We start from the raw sequence: 23,284 nt of genomic DNA, 5'->3' as shown, positions 1-23,284 counted from the left end.
GACGCTTCGAATTAACGCTTTGGTTCGACCTTGAAGCCGGCCGCGGCAAAGTGGATCAGCTCGCGTGCCGCTCGCTCACGATGCGCCGCCTCGGTGACACCGGCGGGTCGCTTGATCAGACCGAAGTCCGCCATGGCATAGGTCAGGGCGCCGGCCAGGAAATCCAGACGCCAATAGAGTTCTTCCTTGCTCAGGTCCGGCACGCAGGCGCCGATGGCCTTGCCGAATTCGCGCAGGACATGGCCGTAGTGGTCGGACAGGAACTTGCGCAGGCGGTCGTTCTTTTCCGCATAGGCGCGGGCCACGACGCGGACGAAGGCGCCGCCGCCGTGGCGGTCCTGGGCCATCGCCAGGGCAGGCCGCACGAATGCGGCCAGAATCGGTTCCAGCTCGCCTGGATGCTGTTCCATGGCGGTTTTCAGGGCGCCCAGTCGCTGCGCGCTCATCTCGTCCATGCGTCGGCGGAAGACCTCGTTGACCAGGTTCTCCTTGCTGCCGAAGTGGTAGTTGACCGCGGCGATGTTGACGTCGGCGCGGCTGGTGACCTGGCGCAGGGAGGTGCCGGTAAAGCCGAACTGGGCGAACAGCTCTTCGGCGGCGCCGAGGATGCGGTCCTTGGTGGAGAAGTGGGCGGTGGCGGCCATGTGGCTCCTGCTGCTGAAACGACGGGCTGAATCAAACGCTTGTTTGATGCTAGTCCGGGGCGCCTGAACCGTCAACGGCGACCGTCGACCGGCGGGTCTGGCGGGCGTGCAAAAGGCGTCACTTTTCCGTTAGAATTACCGGAGCCTTGTGGGCTAAACCCGCGTTCCGACGCGGGTTTTTCTGTTATCCTCGGGCGCGAACCGACTGGTTCGGCTGCCCGCCTACCCGGAGAAATTCCATGGCGCTGGAGCGCACCCTTTCCATCATCAAGCCTGACGCCGTCGCCAAGAACGTCATCGGTGAGATCTACACCCGCTTCGAGAAGGCCGGCCTGAAGGTCGTCGCCGCGAAGATGAAGCATCTGTCGAAGCAGGAAGCCGAAGGCTTCTACGCCGTGCACCGCGAGCGCCCGTTCTTCAGCGCGCTGGTCGAGTTCATGATCTCCGGTCCGGTGATGATCCAGGTGCTCGAGGGTGAGGGCGCGATGCTCAAGAACCGCGAGCTGATGGGTGCCACCAATCCGAAGGACGCCGCGCCGGGCACGATCCGCGCCGACTTCGCCGACAGCATCGACGCCAACGCCGTGCACGGTTCGGACAGCGTCGAGAACGCCGCCGTCGAAATCGCGTACTTCTTCCCGGCTACCAGCGTCTACGGCCGCTGATAGCGATTTCGAGAAGGCCATGACCACGCAACGCGACACCATCGAACTCCACCTCGCTGACGCAGGCACCGCGGCGGCGACGGAGTCGGCTGTCGCGACTGCGCCGGTCGTGGGCAAGCGCGCGGTCGAGCCGGGCAGGACAAACCTGTTCGATCTCGACCGCGTCTCGCTCGAGCGTTTCTTCGAAGAGACGCTCGGCGAGAAGAAGTTCCGTGCGCACCAGGTGATGAAGTGGATCCATCACCGCTACGTCACCGACTTCAACGACATGACCGACCTGGGCAAGGCGCTGCGCGCCAAGCTCGAACAGCACGCAGTCGTGCAGGTCCCGCAGGTCGTGTTCGACAAGGCGTCCACCGACGGCACCCACAAGTGGCTGCTGGGCATGGACCCGAAGAACGCCATCGAAACGGTGTTCATCCCCGACAAGGGCCGCGGCACGCTGTGCGTGTCCTCGCAGGTCGGCTGCGCGCTCAACTGCACGTTCTGCTCCACCGCGACCCAGGGCTTCAACCGCAACCTGTCGACCGCCGAGATCATCGGCCAGGTCTGGGTGGCGGCGCGCCACCTCGGCAATGTCCCGCACCAGCAGCGCAAGCTGACCAACGTGGTGATGATGGGCATGGGCGAGCCGCTGGCGAATTTCGACAACGTCGTGCGCGCGATGAGCATCATGCGCGACGACCTGGGCTACGGCCTGGCCAACAAGCGCGTGACGCTGTCGACCGCCGGCATGGTGCCGATGATCGATCGCCTCGGCGAAGAGAGCGACGTCTCGCTCGCGGTCTCGCTGCATGCGCCCAATGACGAGCTGCGCAACGAACTGGTGCCGCTCAACAAGAAGTATCCGATCGAGCAGCTCATGGAAGCCTGCGTGCGCTATGCGCTGCGCAAGCGCGGCAGTTCGGTCACCTTCGAGTACACCCTGATGAAGGGCGTCAACGACCAGCCGCAGCAAGCGCGCCAGTTGCTGCGCCTGCTGCGCCAGTTCGACAACGCCGTGCAGATGAAGGATGCCGCCAAGGTCAACCTCATCCCGTTCAATCCTTTCCCGGGCACGCGCTACGAACGCCCGGACGAAGTCGCGATCCGCGCCTTCCAGAAACTGCTCAACGACGCCGGCATGATTGCGCCGGTGCGCCGCACCCGCGGCGACGACATCGATGCCGCCTGTGGCCAGCTCAAGGGCCAGGTCATGGACCGGACGCGTCGCCAGGCCGAATTCCGCAAGCAACTGCAGGCGCAGGGGCTGGGCGATGAAGCAGCCTGACCTCCGCCGCGAACGCATGGCCCGTGGCGGCAGCCGCCGCCGGATTCTCCGTCTTTCCCTGTTCGTCCTGGTGGTGCTGGTCGCCGCCAGTGCCTGCAGCAAGCTGACGTTCGTGCGCCAGGACTTCAGTCGTGGCGACTACGATCAGATCGCCCGCAAGGTCGAAGTCAACGACGACAAGCGGGACAAGGCCTCCAGTGCCCGCATGCACCTGCAGCGCGCCCAGGAAAAGCTGCTTGCCGGCGACTACCCGGCTACCGAGCGTGAAGCGCGCCAGGCCCTGAAGATCGATCCGCGTTCGGTCGACGCATACACGCTGATGGGCGCTGCCGCCGAGCGCAGTGGTGCGACCACGCAGGCCGGCGAGCATTACCGCCGCGCGGCGGAGCTGGCGCCGACCAGTGGTGGCGTTCTCAACAATTACGGCGTCTGGCTTTGCGGCCAGGGCCGGGCGGCGGAGTCGCTGGCGTGGTTCGACCGCGCGCTTGCCGACACCAGTTACCAGACCCCGGCGATGGCCTTGGCCAATGCGGGCAGCTGTGCACTCAGGGCAGGGCAGGACGCGCGCGCCGCCCGCAACCTGCGCGATGCCATTGCCCTTGACCCGGCCAACCCGGTCGCGCTGGGAGCACTGGCGGAGCTTGAATTCCGCCAGGGCAGGGCGTTCGAGGCCCGGGCTTTTTCCGAGCGACGCCTGGCGGCAGCACCTGCGGACCGCAGTGCGTTGTTGCTTGCGTCACAAATCGAGCAGAAACTCGGCGACACGGCAGCCGCCGCAAGATACGTTCAGCGAATGAGGGCGGAGTTCCCTGAAACGCAGGGCTCCGGCATGGGGGATGACGGAAGGCGATGATGGGCTCTTCTAATGACACTGCGCCCGAGATGGGCGCCAGCTGCGGCGTGCGCCTGAAGCAGGCCCGCGAACAGGCGGGGCTGTCCCAGGAAGAAGTGGCCGCGAGCCTGAAGATTCCGCTGCGCGGGATCCGCCAGCTCGAATCCGGGGATCCGAGCCAGCTCGGGGCGCCGGTGTTCGTGCGTGGCCAGCTGCGCAGCTATGCACGCCTGCTGGGCGTCGACTTGGAAGACCAGCTGCGCCAGAGTCCGGTGACCGTGGTCGCCCCGTCCGAACTTGTCAGCCATACCTATACGCCGCGCTATCGCCATGTGTTCGAGCAGGTGACGCGCCGGGCCATCTATATCGTCCTGACCGCGGCGATCGCTGTGCCGGTCTGGCTCGCCACGCGCTCGCCACACCAGTCAACGGTGCAGTCGCTGGAAGTTCCGGTGACGCCGGCCACGCAGGGCGAATCGCCGGCCATCAAGCCGGCTCCGGCAGGCGTGCAACGCACCCCGCTGATCGCGTCGATGGCGCCGATTCCTTCGGCTTCGGCACAGGCTGCGCTGTCTTTGAACTTCACCGGCGACAGCTGGGTTCAGGTAGTTGGCAGCAACGGCACCACCCTGGAGCAGGGTCTGCTGGGAGCAGGGCAGCAGCGAAGCTACGGCGCTGGCGAGGTTTCCCGCGTCGTACTGGGCAACTCCACTGCCGTGGAAGTGCGGCAGGCAGGCAAGGCGGTTGATCTGACGCCGTTCAGCCGCGCGAACGTGGCGCGCTTTACGCTATCCTCTGACGGTTCCCTGACGCCGGTCGCAGACTGACCCGCGCGCGGGTCATCCCTCGTCACCGGTCCACGCGGGCCGGTGTTCCTCATTGGGTTCCCGCCGAAGGGCGGGGGCGACACAGCAGCTTTGGAATGGCAGCTCCCGAATGGCAATAGACGACCTTCTCGACGAACACGAACAAAGCGAGCGCGTCCTTCAGTGGCTGCGCAACAACGGAGCTGGCCTGATCGGCGGCATCGTGCTCGGGCTGGCGGCCATCGGCGGCTGGAAGTGGTGGGAACATCGCGGCGAGCAGGCCCAGCTGGATCTTTCGAACCAGTACCAGGCCACGCTCGACGCCATCCAGGCCAAGGACAAGACGGCGCAGGCCAAGGTCAATGCGCTGGCTGACAGCGCCTACCATGACCTGGCCGCGCTCGAGCTGGCACGCTCGCAGGTCGACGCGCGCCAGAACGACGCCGCCATCGCCACGCTGCGCGCCATCAAGAGCAATGACCCGGCAATCGCCGAAGTCGTCAACCAGCGCCTGGCGCGGTTGCTGATCGAGGCCAAGCAGGCCGACGCGGCGCTCAAGCTGGTGAGCAATGGCACCTCGGCCACGGCGCTGGAAGTACGCGGCGACGCGCATTTCGCACTGGGCCAGCTTGACCAGGCCCGTACCTCCTATTCGCAGGCACTGGCGAAGCTCGACGTTGCCTCTCCGCAGCGGCGCCTGATCGAACTCAAACTCAACCAGGTCGGCGGCGCGCCGGCCACGCCCGAGGCCAAGTCCTGATGAAGCACCGCACGATGCTGCTGCGTACCTCCCTCGTGCTGCTGTGCGCGGCCTCGCTCGCGGGCTGCTCGACGGTCAAGGGCTGGTTCGGCGGCGACAAGAAGAAAGACGACGGCAAGCCCAATGAACCGGTCGAGCTGACCGACATCACCCCGTCGGTTACCGTCTCCAAGCTGTGGTCGGCCAACGCCGGCAAGGGCGAGGGACGCATGGGCGTTCGCCAGGGTCCGGTCGTTGCCGATGGTCGCGTCTATGCCGCCGCCATCGAGGGCGGCGTGCATGCCTTCGACCTGCAGAACGGCAAGTCGATCTGGGAATTCCGCCCGGAGAAGAAGGTCGAGCTCGGCGTGTCCGGTGGTCCCGGCGTCGGCGAAGGCCTGGTGGTGGTCGGCGGCCTCAACGGCGAAGTGATCGCCCTGGATGCCGCGACCGGCGAGAAGAAGTGGGAAGCGAAGGTCCCCAATGAGGTGATCGCAGCGCCCGCAGTCGGCATGGGCTCGGTGTTCGTGCGCTCCAACGACGGCCGTATCACCGCCTTTGATGCCGCCAACGGTGAGCGTCGCTGGTTCTGGGTGCAGGAAGTGCCGATGTTGTCGGTGCGCGGCAACGACGCCCCGCAGCTTGGCCCGGGTTATGTCTTCGTCGGCAACGACGATGGTTCCGTGTCGGCGCTGTCGGCCACCGATGGTCGTCCGCTGTGGGAGCAGTCGGTGGGCGAGGGTGAAGGCCGTACCGAGCTCGACCGCATGGCCGACGTCGACGGCACGCCGGTGCTGGATGGCACGACGCTGTATGCCACCAGCTTCAAGAACCAGACGATGGCCATCGATGCACCGAGCGGCCGCCCGATGTGGCAGAGCGAGCACGGTGGCGCCGGCCGGGTCGGCATGGGCAGCGACCGCCTCGTCGTCACCGACGCCGGTGGCATCGTGTTCGGCCTGGACAAGTCCGGTGGCAGCGCCCTGTGGCAGCAGCCGGGCCTGGCGCGCCGCAACGTGACGGGTGCGGCGGTGCAGGGCGATTACGCCGTGGTCGCCGACTACGACGGCTACGTCCACTGGCTCAAGCTCGACAACGGCGAGTTCGCCGCGCGCGAGCGCGTCGGCGGCAAGGCCGTGCGGGCGGCGCCTGTGGTCGTCGACGGCATCGCGATCGTCCAGAACGTGAGCGGCGAGCTGACCGCGTTCCGCCTGCAGTAAGGGCGGCAACGCGCCAACCGGCAACAGGCCAACTTGACGCAGATCGGCCCAGCGCCCAACGGCACTGGGCCGTTTCCCTTTTTGCGACCGGGCGGTCATCATGCGCTGCGGACCGACCTGACCCGCCCCCTTCAGGCCGGGCAGGCCCAGCAGTGGCGCATCGGCCCGTTATCGCCGCGCCCGCAAGCCTCGCCGGCCTGGGCAACCGGCCCATGATTCACCCGCAATACCCATCCATTCCCCATTCGGCTTTCGCCCATGCTTCCGCTAGTTGCCCTCGTTGGTCGCCCCAACGTCGGAAAATCCACCCTCTTCAACGCGCTTACGCGCAGCCGCGACGCCCTCGTCCATGACGAGCCGGGTGTGACCCGCGATCGCCACTACGGTGTCTGCCGGCCGGAGGGCAAGCCGTCGTTCGCCGTCGTCGATACCGGCGGCATCGCCGGCGAGGACGAGGGGCTGGCCGGCGCGACCGCACGCCAGGCCCGTTCCGCGGCCGAGGAAGCCGACCTGGTGTTGTTCATCGTCGACGGCCGCGAAGGCGCCTCGGCCCTGGACGACGAGATCCTGGCCTGGCTGCGCAAGACCGCGCGGCCGACCACGCTGGTGATCAACAAGATCGACGGCATCGATGCCCAGGCCGCCCGCAACGATTTCGCCCGCTACGGTTTCAATGACGTCATCACCGTGTCCTCGGCGCATCGCCAGGGCATCGACGAGCTGATCGATTCGAGCCTGGCAAGGCTGCCGGAAGCCGGCGCCGCCACCGAACTCGACTCCGACCCGTCGCGCATCCGCATCGCCTTCATCGGCCGCCCCAATGTCGGCAAGTCGACGCTGGTCAACCGGTTGCTGGGCGAGGAGCGGATGATCGCCTCCGAAGTGCCCGGCACCACGCGCGATTCGGTCGCCATCGACATGGAACGCGACGGTCGTCTGTATCGACTGATCGACACCGCCGGACTGCGCCGCAAGTCGCGCGTCGACGAAGCGGTCGAGAAGTTCTCGATCATCAAGACCCTGCAGGCCATCGAGCAGTGCCAGGTCGCGGTGATCATGCTCGACGCCGGCGAAGGCGTGACCGACCAGGACGCCAGCGTGCTCGGCTATGCGCTCGACGCCGGCCGTGCACTGGTCGTGGCGGTGAACAAGTGGGACAACCAGACCGACTACCAGCGCCAGCAGGCGGAGCAACTGCTCGCCCGCAAGCTGGGGTTCGTCGACTGGGCAGAAGCGGTGCGGATCAGTGCCAAGCACGGCTCCGGGCTGCGCGAGCTGTTCAAGGCGATCCACCGGGCGCACGCCTCGGCCACGCACGAGTTCAGCACGAGCGAGGTCAACAAGGCGCTGGAAGTGGCCTATGAGACCAATCCGCCGCCGGTGGTGCGCGGTCACGTCCCGAAGCTGCGCTACGCGCATCCGGCCGCCAACAACCCGCCGACGTTCGTCGTGCACGGCACCCGCCTGCGCACGCTCAGCGACTCCTACAAGCGCTATCTGGAGAACTTCTTCCGCAAGCGCTTCAAGCTGGTCGGCACGCCGGTGCGTTTCGTGTTCAAGGAAGGCACGAATCCGTACGAAGGCAAGAAGAACGTGCTCAGCGAGCGCCAGGTCGTCAAGAAGCGCCGCATGATCCGGCACGTGAAGCGCGGGAAGTAACACCGCAGGCCGATGTCCAGCCCGCTTCCGGCTTCGCAGGTGACGCTTGGCATCCTTGCCGGAGGCCGCGCCTCGCGACTGGGCGGTAGAGACAAGGCCTGGCTCGAGCGCGACGGCATTGCCCAGGTGATCCGCTGGCAGCGGCGATTTGCCGATGAGACGTCTGCCGTCGTGGTCAGCGCCAATCGCAACGCCGATCGCTATGCCGATGCCGGACTGTTCGTTGTCGCCGATCGGGTGGGTGGCGATCTGGGCCCGCTGGCCGGGATCGACGCGATGGCCGCTGCCTGTACTACTCCGTGGCTGCTGACGATTCCCGTCGACCTGGTCGGCGTCAACGAGTGCCTGCTGCCAACGCTGGCATCAGCGGCCGGCTCTGCCGGCGCATTCGCCGTGGACGACGACGGCGCGCAACCGCTGGTTGCCCTATGGCCGCTGGCGACGCTGCGCCCGGCTGCCAGCGCCGCACTGGCGCGAGGCGAGGTGGCGGTGCACGCACTGCAGGCGGCGCTTGGCATGGCGGCTGTGCGACTGGACGGCGTACGCTTCGGCAATCTCAACACGCCCGATGACCTGGCCGCGGCCGGATTCACGCAGACATGACCGCACCCCCGACATCCACGCTCCCTACATCCACGCCCCCTACATCCACGCCCCCGACATCCATGCCCCCGACTGGACTGCTGTTCGACGACGCACTTGCGATCGTCCGCGAGGTGGCTGCCTCGCATCGCCTTGAAACGCAGACGCTGGCCTTGTCGCGCACTCACGACCGCATCCTTGCCGCCGATGTGCACGCGCCGTTGTCGCTGCCTCCTTTCGACAACAGCGCAATGGACGGTTTTGCCGTGCGCCATGCCGATCTGCGCGATGGCGAGACGATGTTGCGACTGGCAGGCGAGCAGTTCGCCGGGCGCTCGCTGGGGCTGGAGGTCGCGGCCGGCGAATGCGTGCGCATCACCACCGGCGCACCGATGCCGGCCGGCGCCGACACCGTCGTGATCAAGGAGAACAGCCGGGTCGATGGCGACCAGGTGACGGTGTCAGGAAACATCACCAGGGGAACCAACGTACGCCGCGCAGGCGAGGACGTGGCTGCCGGTGAAGTGGTGCTGCACGCGGGTTCGCTGCTGACGCCTGCTCGCGTATCGCTTGCGGCCTCGATGGGGCTTGCCTCGTTGCCCGTTGTGCGGCGACCGACCGTCGCTGTGTTCAGCAGTGGCGACGAACTCGTCGAGCCGGGCATGGCTTTGGCCCCGGGCGAGATCTACGACAGCAACCGTGAATTGTTGATGGGCCTGTTGCGTGCCGACGGCCTGGAGCCGACCGCCTGGCCGCGACTGCCCGATGATCCCAAGCGGGTCGAAATCGCCCTGCGCGATGCCGCCTGCGCGTTCGATATCGTGATCACCTGCGGCGCCGTTTCGGCCGGCGAGAAGGACCATATCCCGGCAGTGCTGGCGCAGTTCGGCCAGACCCATTTCTGGAAGGTGCGGATGAAGCCGGGCATGCCGCTGTTGTTCGGCAGCCTGGACCAGGCGCGGGTGCTGGGTTTGCCGGGAAATCCGGTTTCGGTGTTCGCCACCTACCTTTCATTCGGCCGTGCCCTGGTCGATGCGCTGCAGGGGCGCAGCGAACCGCGGCTGGCGGAGCGCGCCCAGCTGGTCGCTCCGATCGACAAGGACCATGCGCGTCGCGAATTCATCCGTGCCCGTGTGTTCTGCGATGACCACGGAGTGCTGCGCGCCGATCCGAATCCGGCGACCGGTTCGCATCGCCTGCGTGCGGTGGCCGACTCCAACGCGCTGATTGTCATTCCCGACGGGCCACAGCGGCTGGCCGCAGGCGAGGTGGTCGAGGTGCTGCGCTATGCGTAGTGGAGCCAGCCGTAGTGGAGCGATAATCACGGCATGAACATCGAAGAAATCTCCCCGGCCGAAGCCTTGCGTCGCCAGCGGTCCGGAGTGGTGCTGATCGACGTGCGCGAGTCGCACGAGCGCGCCACCGGCTTCGCCGAAGGCGCCCGCGGCATCGCCAAGGCGGAGCTGGAAGCGCAACCGCAGGTCGAGCTCCCCGCACTCGACGCGGAAGTGATGCTGATCTGCCAGTCCGGCCGGCGCTCGCTGCAGGCCGCGCAGGTGCTGCGTGAGGCGGGCTATGTCCGCGTTGCATCGGTGGAAGGCGGCACCACCCGCTGGATCGCCGAGGGCCTGCCGCTGACGCGTCCTGAGGGCGATTTCGACTTCTACGATCGCTACTCGCGTCACTTGCGGCTGCCGGAAGTGGGCGAGGGCGGCCAGCGTCGACTGCAGGCTGCGCGCGTCGCCATGGTCGGTGCCGGCGGATTGGGTTCGCCCGCGGCCTACTACCTGGCCGCGGCCGGTGTCGGCACGCTGGTGCTGGCCGACGATGACGTCGTCGATCGCAGCAATCTGCAGCGGCAGATCCTGCATACCGAAGACCGTATCGGCGTGGCGAAGGTCGAGTCGGCCCGCATTGCGCTGTCGGCGCTCAATCCCACCGTTACCATCGAAGCATTCCCGGAACGCATCACCGCCGACAACGTCGAGCGCCTGATCGCCGACGCCGACGTCGTGATCGACGGCGCCGACAATTTCCCCGTGCGCTACCTGCTCAACGATGCCTGCGTGAAGCTGGGCAAGCCGCTGGTGTACGGCGCGGTACATCGCTTCGAGGGCCAGGTCAGCGTGTTCGATGCCGGGCGCCACCGGGGCCAGGCACCGTGCTACCGCTGCCTGTTCCCCGAGCCGCCGCCGCCGGAAGCGGCACCGAACTGCTCCGAGGCCGGCGTGCTCGGCGTCCTGCCTGGCGTGATCGGCATGCTGCAGGCGACCGAAGCGGTGAAGCTGATCCTGGGAATTGGCGATTCGCTGGCCGGGCGCCTGCTGAATTTCGATGCGCTGGCGATGAAATTCCGCGAGACGCGGTTGTCGGCCGATCCCGAATGCCCTGTCTGCGCTGCAGGACGCGAGTTTCCGGGCTACATCGACTACGTGCAGTTCTGCGCGGGGTAGTCACCCGCGCAGCGCTACAGCATGAACTGCGCCAGCGCCTGCTCGAAGCCGGGGTCGGTGCCGATGGTGTTGTGGTCGGCCTTTGGCAGCTCGATTACTTCCGGAGGCCGGCCCAGCGCCGAGATCAGGCGTCCGGTGCTGGCGGCAGGAATCACCTGGTCGCGGCCGGCGCGGATCACCATCACCGGTCCCTGATAGCCACGCAGGTAGCCGGCCGATTCGAAGCGGTCCTTGACGATCCAGCGCACCGGGAAGATCCGGTAATGGGACTGGGCGACGGACGCCAGGCTGTCGAACGGCGCAACCAGCACCAGTCGCGCCACCGGACGCTTCGACGCCACATAACTGGCCACGCCGCTGCCAAGGCTTGAGCCGATCACCGAGATGGCTTCGCCGGGGTGGCGGGACTGCACTTCGTCGTACACGGCCAGGGCGTCGGCGAACAACGCCGCTTCGCTGGGTGCGCCGTCGCTGGCGCCGTAACCGCGGTAAGCAATCAGGTAGATGCTGCGCCCGGGCAACACGCGCCCGAGTTGTTCGCGCCGGTTCTCGACGCGTTCGGCGTTGCCGCCGAAGTAGATCACCGGTTCGTGTTGCGCCGGATTGACGACCCAGCCGTGCAGGCGCACGCCTTCACGTTCGAGCGCGAAGTCGGTTTGCGCGGCATCGACCCGCGTGTCCTGGGGCAGGTAGATCAACTCGCGCTGCTTGGCGAACAGCCAGGCACAGATGCCGGCATAGCCAAGTACCGGAAGGGCCGCCCAGCCGAGCAGTTGCTTGCGCATGCTCAGCCTCCGTGCCTGCGCTGCGCCGCTTCGAAGGCGGCCAGCTGTTCGGCGGTGGCTTCCTTCTGGTGCTGGGCCTTCCATTGCGCGAAGGGCATGCCGTAGATCGCCTCGCGCGCCTCGTCCTTGGTCATGGTGATGCCGCGCTGCTCGGCGGCTTCGCGGTACCAGTCGGACAAACAGTTGCGGCAGAAGCCGGCGTTGATCATCAGGTCGATGTTCTGCACGTCGGTGCGCTCGACCATCAGGTGCTGGAGCAGGCGCCGGAAGGCGGCGGCCTCGATCTGGGTGGTTTCGAAATCGGTGTCGGTCATGGGGCCTCCGTCGGGGGCGGAGCGGGGTGGCGGGGTGCCGCCAAATGGGCGGCGGTCAAATGAAAGCTGTTGAATAAGCGATAATGCGCGGCCTCGACTGTAACGCAGCGACCGCATGACCGCCTCCACGCCCACCGCACGCATCCTCGACGGCAAGCGCATTGCCGACGACCTGCTCGACAACCTCAAGGCCCGGGTCGCCGCGCGCGTCGCGGCCGGCAAGTCGCGCCCCGGCCTGGCGGTGGTGCTGGTCGGCAACGATCCGGCGTCCAGCGTCTATGTCCGCAACAAACGTCGCGCCGCGGAAAAAGTGGGCATCCGCGCCATCGACTACGACCTGCCGGCCGACACCGGCAACGACGAGCTGCTGGCCCTGATCGACCGCCTCAACGCCGACCCCGAGGTCCACGGCATCCTGGTCCAGCTGCCGCTGCCGGACCGCCGCGATGCCACCGGCCTGATCCACCGCATCGACCCGCGCAAGGACGTCGACGGCTTCCACCCCGAAAACGTCGGCCACCTGGCTCTGCGCCAGTTCGGCCTGCGCCCGTGCACGCCGCGCGGCATCACCACGCTGCTGGCCTACACCGACAAGGCCGTGCGCGGGCAGAGCGCGACGATCGTGGGCGTGTCCAACCATGTCGGCCGGCCGATGGCGCTTGAACTGCTGATCGCCGGCTGCACGGTGACCAGTTGCCACAAGTTCACCCCGCCGGAGGTCCTCGAGACCTCGATCCGCAACGCCGACATCCTGGTCGTAGCCGTGGGTCGCCCGGGCCTGATTCCGGGCGAATGGGTCAAGCCGGGCGCGGTGGTCATCGACGTCGGCATCAACCGCCTCGACGACGGCCGCCTGGTCGGCGACGTCGGCTTTGCCGCCGCGGCTGAACGCGCCAGCTGGATCACCCCGGTCCCCGGCGGTGTCGGCCCGATGACCGTGGCCACGCTGATGCAGAACACGCTGGAGGCCGCAGAGGCGGCCGATTCGGGACGGGGCTGGTCGCCAGTCAGCTGACGAGCGCGTCGTTCGCCGGATCGCGATGCCCAGAGGGAGCTGTGCCTTTGCCCCAGCCCCTAAGTCAGGGGCGGTCGCGCCGAAGGCGCGAGGGGCGGGTATGGCGCTGCGAAAAGCCATTGCGGGCATCCGGAGCCCACGGAACACGGCATTCTGTTTCCAGTGCGAGCGCCAGACCCCGTAAGCGCGGTACAATGGCTCGCTTCATCCTCCCGGCCCCTGTCCATGCTGCGAATCCAGGCTGAAGCACTGACCTACGACGACGTCTCGCTCGTCCCGGCCCACTCGGTCGTCCTGCCCAAGGACGTCTCGCTCTCGACCCGCCTCACCCGCGACCTCAACATCCGTCTGCCGATCCTGTCGGCGGCGATGGACACGGTCAGCGAGGCGCGCCTGGCAGTTGCGATGGCGCAGCTGGGTGGCATCAGCATCATCCACAAGAACATGAGCGTGCAGGCTCAGGCGGCGCAGATCGCCTCGGTCAAGAAGTTCGAGGCCGGCGTGATCAAGGAGCCGTTCACTGTCGGCCCCGACACCACGATCGCCGAAGTGCTCAAGCTCACGCGCGCCCGCAACATCTCCGGCGTGCCGGTGGTGGAAGGTGGCCACCTGCTCGGCATCGTCACCAGCCGTGACATGCGCTTCGAGAAGAAGCTCGACGATCCGGTCCGCCACATCATGACCAAGAAGGACCGCCTCATCACGGTGCGCGAAGGCGCCACCGACGAGGAAGTCCTGAACCTGCTGCACAAGCACCGCATCGAGAAGGTGCTGGTGGTCAACGACGGCTTCGAGCTGCGCGGCCTGATCACCGTCAAGGACATCCAGAAGAAGTCCGACAACCCCAACGCCGCCTACGACAGCAGCGAACGCCTGCTGGTTGGTGCCGCGGTCGGCGTCGGCGGCGACACCGAGGCGCGCATTGAAGCGCTGGCGGCCGCTGGCGTGGACGTGGTGGTGGTCGACACCGCGCACGGCCATTCCCAGGGCGTGCTCGACCGCGTGAAGTGGGTGAAGAAGAACTTCCCGCAGCTGCAGGTCATCGGCGGCAACATCGTCACCGGCGATGCCGCACTGGCGCTGATGGACAACGGCGCGGACGCGGTCAAGGTCGGCGTCGGCCCGGGCTCGATCTGCACCACGCGCATCGTCGCTGGCGTCGGCGTGCCGCAGATCACCGCCGTGGCGATGGTGGCCGAGGCGCTGCAGGATCGCATCCCGCTCATCGCCGACGGTGGCATCCGCTACTCGGGCGACATCGGCAAGGCGCTGGTCGCCGGTGCCTCGACCGTGATGGTCGGCGGCCTGTTCGCCGGCACCGAGGAAGCGCCGGGCGAAGTCGAACTGTTCCAGGGCCGCAGCTACAAGAGCTACCGCGGCATGGGCAGCATCGGCGCGATGGAGCAGGGGTCCAAGGACCGCTACTTCCAGGACGCGTCGGATGCCGACAAGCTCGTGCCCGAAGGCATCGAGGGTCGAGTTCCTTATCGCGGGCCGCTGCGCAATGTCGTCCACCAGCTCGCCGGCGGCCTGCGCGCGACGATGGGCTATGTCGGCTGCGCGACCATCGAGGACATGCGCAAGAAGCCCAGCTTCGTGCGCATCACCAATGCCGGTGCGCGCGAGAGCCACGTGCACGACGTGCAGATCACCAAGGAACCGCCGAACTACCGCGCTGGTTGATGCCGGCGCCGTTCGGCGTTTGTTGTTACCGCTGCGACTGACCGTCATTCCCGCAACGCCGGGAATGGCGAGCTGCAAGAGACCCTGGCCCCGATTCTCGATTCTTGAACCCGATGACCGACATCCACAGCGACAAGATCCTGATCCTCGACTTCGGCGCGCAGTACACGCAGCTGATTGCCCGCCGCATCCGCGAGATCGGCGTCTACTGCGAGATCTGGGCCTGGGACCACGATCCGGCCGAGATCGCGAAGTACGGCGCCAAGGGCATCATCCTCTCCGGTGGTCCGGAGTCGACGACCGAGCACGGCGCGCCCGCCGCGCCGCAGGAAGTGTTCGATTCGGGCCTGCCGATCCTGGGCATCTGCTACGGCATGCAGACCCTGGCCGCGCAGCTGGGCGGCGCCACCGAGGCCGCCGATGCCCGCGAGTTCGGCCATGCCGAAGTCGAGCTGGTCGCCCGCGACGCGCTGCTCGGCGGCCTGTCCGACCACGACGGCGAGCCGCGCATCGACGTGTGGATGAGCCACGGCGACCACGTCGCCAAGGCGCCGCCGGGCTGGACCGTCACGGCCGTCACCGACCGCATCCCGGTCGCCGCCATGGCGCTGGAATCCAAGCGCTGGTACGGCGTGCAGTTCCACCCGGAAGTGACCCATACCAAGCAGGGCACGACCCTGCTGCGCCGCTTCGTCACCGAGATCTGCGGCTGCAAGACGCTGTGGACCGCCGCGCACATCATCGACGACCAGATCGCCCGCGTGCGCGAGAAGGTCGGTACCGACGAGGTCATCCTCGGCCTGTCCGGCGGCGTCGATTCCTCGGTTGTGGCCGCGCTGCTGCACAAGGCGATCGGCGAGCAGCTGACCTGCGTGTTCGTCGATACCGGCCTGCTGCGCTGGAACGAGGGCGACCAGGTGATGGCGATGTTCGCCGAGCACATGGGCGTGAAGGTCGTGCGCGTGAATGCCGCCGACCGCTACTTCAAGGCGCTCGAGGGCGTCAGCGACCCGGAAGCCAAGCGCAAGATCATCGGCAACCTGTTCGTCGAGATCTTCGACGAGGAGTCGTCCAAGCTCGCCAATGCCAAGTGGCTGGCGCAGGGCACGATCTACCCGGACGTGATCGAGTCGGCCGGCAGCAAGACCGGCAAGGCGCACGTCATCAAGAGCCACCACAACGTTGGCGGCCTGCCCGAGAACATGAAGCTCGGCTTGGTCGAGCCGCTGCGCGAACTGTTCAAGGACGAAGTGCGGCGCCTGGGCGTCGAGCTCGGCCTGCCGCGCGCGATGGTGTATCGCCATCCGTTCCCGGGCCCGGGGCTGGGCGTGCGCATCCTCGGCGAGGTCAAGCGCGAGTACGCCGAACTGCTGGCCAAGGCCGACCACATCTTCATCGAAGAGCTGCGCAAGGCCGACCTGTACGACAGCACCAGCCAGGCCTTTGCGGTATTCCTGCCGGTGAAGTCGGTCGGCGTGGTCGGCGACGCCCGTGCCTACGAGTGGGTGATCGCGCTGCGCGCGGTGGAGACCATCGACTTCATGACGGCGCATTGGGCGCACCTGCCGTATGACTTCCTCGGCCGGGTTTCAAATCGTATTATCAATGAGTTGCGCGGTGTTTCTCGCGTTGTTTATGACATCAGTGGCAAACCGCCCGCGACCATCGAGTGGGAGTGATGTCCTCGTTCCAGCCGCCTGCCGAAGCTGACACTGTCGTCGCAGCGGACGAGCGCTGGATGCGGCATGCGCTGGCGCTGGCCGACCGCGCCGAACACGAGGACGACGAGATCCCGGTCGGTGCCGTGCTGGTGTCGGTTGAGGGCGAAGTCCTCGGCGAAGGCTGGAACCGCAACATCACCGAGCAGGACCCGACTGCGCACGCCGAGATCGTCGCGATGCGCCAGGGCGGTCGCAGGCTCGGCAATCACCGTCTGCTCGGCGCGACGTTGTACGTGACGCTGGAGCCATGCGCGATGTGCGCGATGGCGATGGTGCATGCGCGGGTCGCACGCGTGGTCTATGGCGCGACTGACCCGAAGACCGGCGCCGCCGGCAGTGTGTTCGACCTGCTCGCCGATCCGCGCCACAACCATCGCGTGCAGGTGCACGGCGGCGTGCTGGGTGAAGAGGCCGGTGCGCGATTGACGGCCTATTTCCGCCGCAAGCGCGGCAAACCGGCCTGACTCAATCGTTGCGCAGGTCGATCCGGTCCTTGGCCAGCTGCTCGTTGAGTTCCAGGTCGAGCATGTGCAGGCCGAGCTTGGCCTCGCGCCCCAGGCACAGCGAAGCGGCGAACATCAGCAGCACGCCGATCATGGCGAGGACGGTCGGCAGCATGTCGAGCCGGTAGCCCAGGAACGCATCCACGGCGATGCCCAGGCTGGTGCCGACGAAGGCGCTGATGGCCGCGTAGAGCATGCGCACCGACGCCAGCACGAGGTACGAGCGGCGACGATGGGTGGCGATGCGTGCCTCCAGTGCGACCCGGGCGGGACCCTGCTCGGTGGCGCGCAACACTTCGATCTCGCTGCGCATGCGATCCACGACACGGGCCAGGCGGTTGTTCGACGAGATCAACAGCGAGCTGGCGGCGGTCAGGAAGAATGCGGGCGTGATCATCGCCGAGACTACGGCGTAGTGTGACGGGTCGATCGCGACGGGTGAGGGCATGCGGATTCCGTGACTGCGTTGCGGGGGCGCGGGTGCGGGCTGGCTGTATGATGCTACCGACATCCCTTCAGTGCGAGCCCATGGCAGCGACCAACGACGAGCATCTGATCTGGATCGATCTGGAAATGACCGGCCTGGATACCGACAACGACTCGATCCTCGAGATCGCCACGTTGGTGACCGACAAGCAGCTCAACATCCTGGCCGAAGGGCCGGAGCTGGCGATCGTGCATCCGGTGTCGCGCCTTGAAGCGATGGACGAATGGAACCGCAACCAGCACGGCAAGTCCGGGCTGTGGAAGCGCGTGGTCGAGAGCAAGGTGACCCTGGCCGAAGCCGAAGCGAGCACGCTGGCGTTCCTCGCACATTGGGTGCCGGCTGGCCGCTCGCCGATGTGCGGCAACTCGATCTGCCAGGACCGGCGCTTCCTGCATCGCCTGATGCCGCGGCTGGAGCGCTACTTCCACTACCGCAACCTCGACGTCAGCACGGTCAAGGAACTGGCCCGGCGCTGGGCGCCCGAGGTGCTGGCCGGCGTCGCCAAGGACGCGCGGCATACGGCATTGAGCGACGTGCATGACTCCATCGCCGAGCTGCGGCACTACCGGGCGTCGATGGGGAAGCTGGGCGGGCTGTAGGCCCGCCGGCGACTACTCCGGCTTCGCCGGAGTCGGTGTCACCACCACCTTCACACCCTGATCCTGTGCCACGTGGTGGTACATGCGCACGTCGCGCTGCGGGTAGGGGATGCTGATGCCATCGCGGTCGAAGGCGGCCTTGATGCGCTCGTTGAGATCGCACTTGGTGCTGAAGTGGTCGGCGTTGCTGACATGGCAGCGGATGCCCAGCTTCACCGCGCTGTCGGCCAGCTCATAGACCACCACATCCGGCGCGGGTTCGGCGTGGATCCGCTTGTCGGCATGCATGATCGCAAGCACCGCCGCGCGTGCCGCCTCGATGCTGTCGTTGTAGCCGATGCCGACGATCAGCTCGATGCGGCGGGCCGTGTCGGGCGTGAGGTTGATGATCGGTGCGGTCGTGATCAGGCTGTTGGGCAACACGATGGTCTGGTTGTCGGCGCCGCGCAGCTTGGTCTGGAAGATGCTGACCGATTCGACCTTGCCGCTCTTGCCGCCGATGTCGACGATGTCGCCGACGCGGAAGGGCTTGAGCGTCACCAGCATTACGCCGGAGGCGACGTTGGACAGCGAGTCCTTCATGGCGAGGCCGATTGCCAGGCCGGCCGCGCCGAGTACGGCGAACAGCGATGCCGGCGAGACCTTCAGGCAGATCTGCAGGATCGCCAGCACGAACACCATCAGGATGAGCACGTACGTAACGCGGCTCAGGAACTGCTGGGCCGTCGGTTCGACGTGGGCGCGCGTCAGTGCGCGCGAGACGGCGCGCGCGAGCCACTTGGCGACCTGGATGCCGATATAGAGCGCCAGCAGCGCCGCGCCCAGTCGCACGCCCCATTCCACGGCGACGTCGGTCCAGTCGTCGGCTCGCTGCAGTTGGTTGGCCAGTTGTTCGAGCGTCAAGGTTTCGCCTCCTTCAAAATGCGACGCCCCGCATCGGCGGGGCGTCAGGTTCAGCGCAAGTCTGACTGCACCGGCGTTAGCGGTTCGTCATCGGCTGCTGAAGATCATGCCGCTTTCGACTTGGCCTTGGCCTTTGCCAGGCGCAGCCAGGTGTCGACGACGGTGTCGGGGTTCAGCGAGACCGACTCGATGCCCTGGTCCATCAGCCACTCGGCCAGGTCCGGGTGATCGCTCGGACCCTGGCCGCAGATGCCGACGTACTTGCCCTTGGCGCGTGCGGTCGAGATGGCCATTGCCAGCAACTTCTTCACCGCCGGATCGCGCTCGTCGAACAGCTTGGCGACGATGCCCGAGTCGCGGTCCAGGCCCAGGGTGAGCTGGGTGAGGTCGTTGGATCCGATCGAGAAGCCGTCGAAGATCTCGAGGAACTCCTCGGCGAGCAGTGCGTTCGACGGGACCTCGCACATCATGATGATCTTCAGGCCGTCCTTGCCCTGCTCCAGGCCATTGGCCTTGAGCACTTCGACCACCTTGCGGCCTTCGTCGAGCGTGCGCACGAACGGGATCATGACCCAGCAGTTGGTCAGGCCCATTTCCTCGCGCACCTTCAGCACCGCCTGGCACTCCAGCGCGAAGGCGTCGGTGAAGCTCGGGTCGACGTAACGGCTGGCGCCGCGGAAGCCGATCATCGGGTTCTCTTCGTGCGGCTCGTAGCGGTTGCCGCCGATGAGATTGGCGTACTCGTTGGACTTGAAGTCCGACAGACGCACGATCACCGGATTCGGCGCGAACGCGGCGGTGATCGTGGCGATGCCCTCGGCCAGGCGGTCGACGTAGAACGCGACCGGGTCGCCGCCGTAGCCGGCGATCTTCTCGTCGATCTTCTTCTTCGTCGCGGCGTCCTGCTGGCTGTACTCGAGCAGGGCCTTGGGATGGATGCCGATGTGGCTGGCGATGATCATTTCCAGGCGCGCCAGGCCGACACCGGCGTTGGGCAGCATGGCGAAGTCGAACGCACGCTCGGGGTTGGCGACGTTCATCATCACCTTGAGCGGCGCCTCGGGCATCTTGTCCAGGTCGGCGGTGTGGCGCTCGAAGGGCAGGGCACCGTCGTAGATGAAGCCGGTGTCGCCTTCGGCGCAGCTGATGGTGACTTCCTGGCCGTCCTTGATCGTGTCCAGCGCGTTGCCGGTACCGACCACGGCCGGCACGCCGAGCTCGCGGGCGATGATCGCGGCGTGGCAGGTGCGGCCGCCACGGTTGGTGACGATCGCCGCCGAACGCTTCATCACCGGCTCCCAGTCGGGGTCGGTCATGTCGGCCACCAGCACGTCGCCGGGCTGCACGCGGCTCATGTCGGCCAGCGAACGGACCACGCGGGCCACGCCGGTGCCGACCTTCTGGCCGATCGCGCGGCCTTCGCAGATCACCTCGCCACGCTTGGTGAGCTGGTAGCGCTCGATCTGGGTGGCCTTGCCGCGCGACTTCACGGTCTCCGGACGGGCCTGGACGATGAACAGCTTGCCGCTGACGCCGTCCTTCGCCCACTCGATGTCCATCGGGCGGCCGTAATGCTTCTCGATGACCAGCGACTGCTTGGCCAGTTCCTGCACGTCCTCGTCACTGATCGAGAACGTGTTGCGCAGGTCGGCCGGCGTCTCCTCGATGCGCACGCGCTCGCCGGGGACGTCGGAATAGACCATGCGCTGCTGCTTGGCGCCGATGCCGCGGCGCAGGATCGCCTTCTTGCCCTGCAGCAGGGTCGGCTTGTAGACGTAGAACTCGTCCGGGTTGACCGCGCCCTGCACGACCATCTCGCCCAGGCCGTAGCTGGAGGTGATGAACACCACGTCGCGGAAACCCGACTCGGTGTCGAGGGTGAACAGCACGCCGGAGGAACCGACGTTGGAGCGCACCATCAGCTGCACGCCGGCCGACAGGAACACGTCCTCGTGCTTGAAGCCGTGGTGCACGCGGTAGGCGATGGCGCGGTCGTTGTAGAGGCTGGCGAAGACTTCCTTGACCTTGTGCACGACGTCCTCGGCACCGGTGACGTTGAGGAAGGTCTCCTGCTGGCCGGCGAACGAGGCATCGGGCAGGTCTTCGGCGGTCGCCGAGGAGCGCACGGCCACGGCGACTTCACCGCCGCCGTTCTCGTCGCATAGCTGCTTGTAGGCGGTGCGGATGTCGGCATCCAGCTGCGGCTGCAGCGGCGCGTCGATCACCCACTTGCGAATCTCGCCACCGGCCGCGGTCAGCGCCGGCACGTCCTCGACGTCGAGCGTGGCGAGCTTGTCGTAGATGCGCTGGTGCAGGTTGTTGTGGGCGATGAAGTCCTTGAAGGCTTCGGCCGTGGTCGCGTAGCCGCCCGGGACGGAAACACCGAGGCCTGCAAGGTTGCCGATCATCTCGCCGAGCGAGGAATTCTTGCCGCCGACACGTGCCAGATCGGTAAGGCGCAGCGCGTGCAGCCAGAGGATGTTCTCGTTCAAGCGGGCGGTCTCCAAGGGGGCGGGCGCATGCCTGCGCAGTGATCCGGATATGATCGCCTCTGCGTCGGATGCATACAAGCTTGATTCGACGGGGTTTTTCATATTGTGAACGGCCAATTCAGACGGAGTGGGACCATGGCAGGCGTGCGACCGGTGTTCTATGTGTCAGACGGTACGGGCATCACCGCCGAAACCATCGGCCACAGCCTCCTCACCCAGTTCACCGAGACCCGGTTCGTGACCGACCGCATCCCCTTCGTCGACAGCATCGACCGGGCCCGGGAGGTGGCGGAGAAGATCCGCGCCGCGGCCGAGACCCACGGCGTACGCCCGGTGGTGATCAATTCCTGCATGGATTCCGATGTCAGCCTGGCCCTGGCGGAGAGCGGCGCGCTGATGCTGGACGTGTTCGCGCCCTTCATCGAGCCGCTGGAGCGCGAGCTCGAGCAGACCCGCCAGCGCTACGTGGGCCGCGCCCACGGCATGTTCGATTTCGACACCTATCACCGCCGCATCAACGCAATGAACTTCGCCCTGACCCACGACGACGGCCAGGCGGTCGACTACGCCGATGCCGACCTGATCCTCGTGGCGGTGTCGCGGGCGGGAAAGACGCCGACCTGCGTGTACCTGGCGCTGCACTACGGCATCCGCGCCGCCAACTACCCGCTGACCGAGGAAGACCTCGAACACGACCGCCTGCCCCCGCGCCTGCGGCCGTACCGCAACAAGCTGTTCGGGCTGACGATCGACCCGGTGCGCCTGCAGCAGATCCGCCAGGAGCGCCGTCCGAACTCGCGTTATTCGCAGCTGGAAACCTGCAAACGCGAGGTTTCCGCGGCAGAAATGATGTTCCGCGCAGAGAGGATTCCGACGCTGAGCACGACCCATACCTCGATCGAGGAGATCTCGAGCAAGGTGCTGACGACGCTGGGAATCCACCGCGAGATGTTCTGAGGCGCCATTGCGGCGCGCGAAGCCCGGTGGGAAGGCCCGCAAAAGCGGCCGGGAAACTGCTGGAAAAACGGCCTAGGAAAAGCGACGCGAGGAATGCTTACCGTAGGCCTACCGGGGCAGGGCGTCAACGCTGCCGCGCGGGCGCCGTCGCGTGTAGGATCGGGCGCATGATGACGTCCTTGGCCACACGCAGCGCACGCATTCCCCGCCTGAGTCGCTTCGGCTGGCTGATGGGTCTGTACGCGGAAAACCATGAGAGGTTCACGCGGATGTTCCCGCCGGCGGGATTGCTGGTCGGTACCTACCGCTCCAGTGCCGGCGACCACCTGGACCTGCAGCTGGACGTGATCGAGCAGCACCGCTACACCACCGAGCTGCGCATGACCTACGCCATGCGTGATCCGGTCACCGGGGAGCCTGATCCCTCGGCGTTTCTGCGCCTTTACCACGACGCCCGCCAGCTCGAGGTCACCCATTGCTACGTCGGGCGACGCTGGCAGGACGTGATCGGGATGTACCCGCCGCCGGCCGAAGTGCTCGACCACCGCACGCAGATGAACACGTTTCTCGGAAAGTGGCTCGAGTATCTAGCGGAGCGGGGACATGGTGTGGCAACATTGCGCCCCGTTGACGCCGGCACAGCCGCTGGCGGACACGACGAAAAAAATCTGGCAGCGAACGCTTGACGACATCGCTGAACGCCCGCTAGAATTTTCGTCTTTCCAGCACACGTGGGGCCATAGCTCAGCTGGGAGAGCGCCTGCATGGCATGCAGGAGGTCGGCGGTTCGATCCCGCCTGGCTCCACCATCTCTTCGACCTCTTCGATGGGATGTGTGCCAAAAAGTTTTACAACAAAGTTTTGTCCCCATCGTCTAGAGGCCTAGGACATTACCCTTTCACGGTAGCGACCGGGGTTCGAATCCCCGTGGGGACGCCAGTTGGACAAGCAATCA

Annotated in this window: 23 protein-coding genes and 2 tRNA genes; 19 read left to right on the top strand and 6 right to left on the bottom strand. The window is 66.7% G+C overall.

The window, feature by feature from the left end; translation table 11 throughout:
- Nucleotides 1-11 precede the first annotated feature (11 nt).
- Nucleotides 12-644, bottom strand: coding sequence for a TetR/AcrR family transcriptional regulator (locus HIV01_RS05550; RefSeq protein ID WP_200605330.1), 633 nt, complete (start codon nt 642-644; stop codon nt 12-14).
- A gap of 239 nt (nt 645-883) precedes the next feature.
- Between HIV01_RS05550 and ndk the strand changes: the two genes are divergently transcribed.
- The 10 genes from ndk to moeB all read left to right on the top strand — a co-directional run bounded on the left by ndk (nt 884) and on the right by moeB (nt 10,870).
- Complete coding sequence (ndk, locus tag HIV01_RS05545) at nt 884-1,309, top strand: nucleoside-diphosphate kinase (protein ID WP_200605329.1); 426 nt, start codon at nt 884-886, stop codon at nt 1,307-1,309.
- 19 nt (nt 1,310-1,328) lie between these two features.
- Nucleotides 1,329-2,579 carry a dual-specificity RNA methyltransferase RlmN gene (rlmN, locus tag HIV01_RS05540; RefSeq protein ID WP_200605328.1) on the top strand — a complete coding sequence of 417 codons (1,251 nt, stop codon included), beginning with the start codon at nt 1,329-1,331 and terminating at the stop codon, nt 2,577-2,579.
- Nucleotides 2,566-3,432, top strand: coding sequence for a type IV pilus biogenesis/stability protein PilW (gene pilW, locus HIV01_RS05535; RefSeq protein WP_245156921.1), 867 nt, complete (start codon nt 2,566-2,568; stop codon nt 3,430-3,432). The genes rlmN and pilW overlap by 14 nt, the downstream gene beginning before the upstream one ends.
- Nucleotides 3,429-4,238 (top strand): helix-turn-helix domain-containing protein, encoded by an 810-nt coding sequence (locus tag HIV01_RS05530; RefSeq protein WP_200605327.1) that lies wholly within the window; start codon nt 3,429-3,431, stop codon nt 4,236-4,238. The genes pilW and HIV01_RS05530 overlap by 4 nt, the downstream gene beginning before the upstream one ends.
- Nucleotides 4,239-4,347: 109 nt before the next feature.
- A complete protein-coding gene (locus HIV01_RS05525) occupies nt 4,348-4,977 on the top strand; it encodes a YfgM family protein (RefSeq protein WP_200605326.1) in 630 nt (209 codons plus the stop codon).
- Nucleotides 4,977-6,176: an outer membrane protein assembly factor BamB gene (bamB, locus tag HIV01_RS05520; RefSeq protein ID WP_207527102.1), complete on the top strand. Its 1,200-nt coding sequence runs from the start codon at nt 4,977-4,979 to the stop codon at nt 6,174-6,176. Before HIV01_RS05525 ends, bamB begins: the two co-directional genes overlap by 1 nt.
- Nucleotides 6,177-6,434: 258 nt before the next feature.
- A complete protein-coding gene (der, locus tag HIV01_RS05515; protein ID WP_200605324.1) occupies nt 6,435-7,835 on the top strand; it encodes a ribosome biogenesis GTPase Der in 1,401 nt (466 codons plus the stop codon).
- A 12-nt stretch (nt 7,836-7,847) separates the two neighbouring features.
- Complete coding sequence (gene mobA, locus HIV01_RS05510; protein WP_200605323.1) at nt 7,848-8,438, top strand: molybdenum cofactor guanylyltransferase; 591 nt, start codon at nt 7,848-7,850, stop codon at nt 8,436-8,438.
- 62 nt (nt 8,439-8,500) lie between these two features.
- Nucleotides 8,501-9,712 carry a molybdopterin molybdotransferase MoeA gene (locus HIV01_RS05505; protein WP_200605322.1) on the top strand — a complete coding sequence of 404 codons (1,212 nt, stop codon included), beginning with the start codon at nt 8,501-8,503 and terminating at the stop codon, nt 9,710-9,712.
- A gap of 33 nt (nt 9,713-9,745) precedes the next feature.
- Entirely contained in the window at nt 9,746-10,870 is a 1,125-nt protein-coding gene (moeB, locus tag HIV01_RS05500) for a molybdopterin-synthase adenylyltransferase MoeB (protein WP_200605321.1), read from the top strand.
- Between the two features lie 14 nt (nt 10,871-10,884).
- On the opposite strand, the gene HIV01_RS05495 is transcribed toward moeB, so the two are convergent.
- Together HIV01_RS05495 and HIV01_RS05490 are read right to left on the bottom strand one after the other, a co-directional pair.
- Entirely contained in the window at nt 10,885-11,655 is a 771-nt protein-coding gene (locus HIV01_RS05495; protein ID WP_200605320.1) for an alpha/beta hydrolase, read from the bottom strand.
- Nucleotides 11,656-11,657: 2 nt separating this feature from the next.
- The gene (locus HIV01_RS05490) at nt 11,658-11,969 is read right to left on the bottom strand and encodes a DUF1244 domain-containing protein (protein WP_200605319.1); all 312 of its coding nucleotides are present in this window, start codon (nt 11,967-11,969) and stop codon (nt 11,658-11,660) included.
- A gap of 115 nt (nt 11,970-12,084) precedes the next feature.
- Here HIV01_RS05490 and folD point away from each other — a divergent pair, with 115 nt between their 5' ends.
- The 4 genes from folD (at nt 12,085) to tadA (ending at nt 16,852) form a co-directional block, all read left to right on the top strand.
- Nucleotides 12,085-12,984, top strand: coding sequence for a bifunctional methylenetetrahydrofolate dehydrogenase/methenyltetrahydrofolate cyclohydrolase FolD (gene folD / locus HIV01_RS05485; RefSeq protein WP_200605318.1), 900 nt, complete (start codon nt 12,085-12,087; stop codon nt 12,982-12,984).
- Nucleotides 12,985-13,209: 225 nt separating this feature from the next.
- Nucleotides 13,210-14,667 (top strand): IMP dehydrogenase, encoded by a 1,458-nt coding sequence (gene guaB, locus HIV01_RS05480; protein ID WP_200605317.1) that lies wholly within the window; start codon nt 13,210-13,212, stop codon nt 14,665-14,667.
- Nucleotides 14,668-14,780: 113 nt separating this feature from the next.
- A complete protein-coding gene (gene guaA, locus HIV01_RS05475) occupies nt 14,781-16,346 on the top strand; it encodes a glutamine-hydrolyzing GMP synthase (RefSeq protein WP_200605316.1) in 1,566 nt (521 codons plus the stop codon).
- Nucleotides 16,346-16,852, top strand: a complete 507-nt coding sequence (gene tadA, locus HIV01_RS05470; RefSeq protein WP_200605315.1) for a tRNA adenosine(34) deaminase TadA — start codon at nt 16,346-16,348, stop codon at nt 16,850-16,852. The genes guaA and tadA overlap by 1 nt, the downstream gene beginning before the upstream one ends.
- Before the next feature lies 1 nt (nt 16,853).
- On the opposite strand, the gene HIV01_RS05465 is transcribed toward tadA, so the two are convergent.
- On the bottom strand, nt 16,854-17,339 hold the full coding sequence (locus tag HIV01_RS05465) for a DUF2721 domain-containing protein (RefSeq protein ID WP_200605314.1): 486 nt from the start codon (nt 17,337-17,339) through the stop codon (nt 16,854-16,856).
- A gap of 80 nt (nt 17,340-17,419) precedes the next feature.
- On the opposite strand from HIV01_RS05465, the gene orn reads away from it, so the two are divergent.
- Nucleotides 17,420-17,977, top strand: a complete 558-nt coding sequence (gene orn, locus HIV01_RS05460; protein ID WP_200605313.1) for an oligoribonuclease — start codon at nt 17,420-17,422, stop codon at nt 17,975-17,977.
- A 12-nt stretch (nt 17,978-17,989) separates the two neighbouring features.
- On the opposite strand, the gene HIV01_RS05455 is transcribed toward orn, so the two are convergent.
- Nucleotides 17,990-18,880, bottom strand: a complete 891-nt coding sequence (locus HIV01_RS05455; RefSeq protein ID WP_200605312.1) for a mechanosensitive ion channel family protein — start codon at nt 18,878-18,880, stop codon at nt 17,990-17,992.
- Nucleotides 18,881-18,984: 104 nt separating this feature from the next.
- Nucleotides 18,985-21,372 (bottom strand): phosphoenolpyruvate synthase, encoded by a 2,388-nt coding sequence (gene ppsA, locus HIV01_RS05450; protein WP_200605311.1) that lies wholly within the window; start codon nt 21,370-21,372, stop codon nt 18,985-18,987.
- A 135-nt stretch (nt 21,373-21,507) separates the two neighbouring features.
- Here ppsA and ppsR point away from each other — a divergent pair, with 135 nt between their 5' ends.
- The 4 genes from ppsR (at nt 21,508) to HIV01_RS05430 (ending at nt 23,268) form a co-directional block, all read left to right on the top strand.
- On the top strand, nt 21,508-22,329 hold the full coding sequence (ppsR, locus tag HIV01_RS05445; protein WP_200605310.1) for a posphoenolpyruvate synthetase regulatory kinase/phosphorylase PpsR: 822 nt from the start codon (nt 21,508-21,510) through the stop codon (nt 22,327-22,329).
- Nucleotides 22,330-22,499: 170 nt separating this feature from the next.
- A complete protein-coding gene (locus HIV01_RS05440) occupies nt 22,500-23,015 on the top strand; it encodes a DUF1249 domain-containing protein (RefSeq protein ID WP_200606375.1) in 516 nt (171 codons plus the stop codon).
- 47 nt (nt 23,016-23,062) lie between these two features.
- A tRNA-Ala gene (locus HIV01_RS05435) sits at nt 23,063-23,138 on the top strand.
- A gap of 54 nt (nt 23,139-23,192) precedes the next feature.
- Nucleotides 23,193-23,268 (top strand) — tRNA-Glu (locus HIV01_RS05430).
- The last annotated feature ends 16 nt before the right edge of the window (nt 23,269-23,284 follow it).

The organism is Lysobacter arenosi, assembly GCF_016613475.2.
GTDB classification, from domain to species: Bacteria; Pseudomonadota; Gammaproteobacteria; order Xanthomonadales; family Xanthomonadaceae; genus Lysobacter_J; species Lysobacter_J arenosi.
Note: the sequence above shows the minus strand (reverse complement) of the source record. Positions and strands in the feature narration are given on the sequence as shown.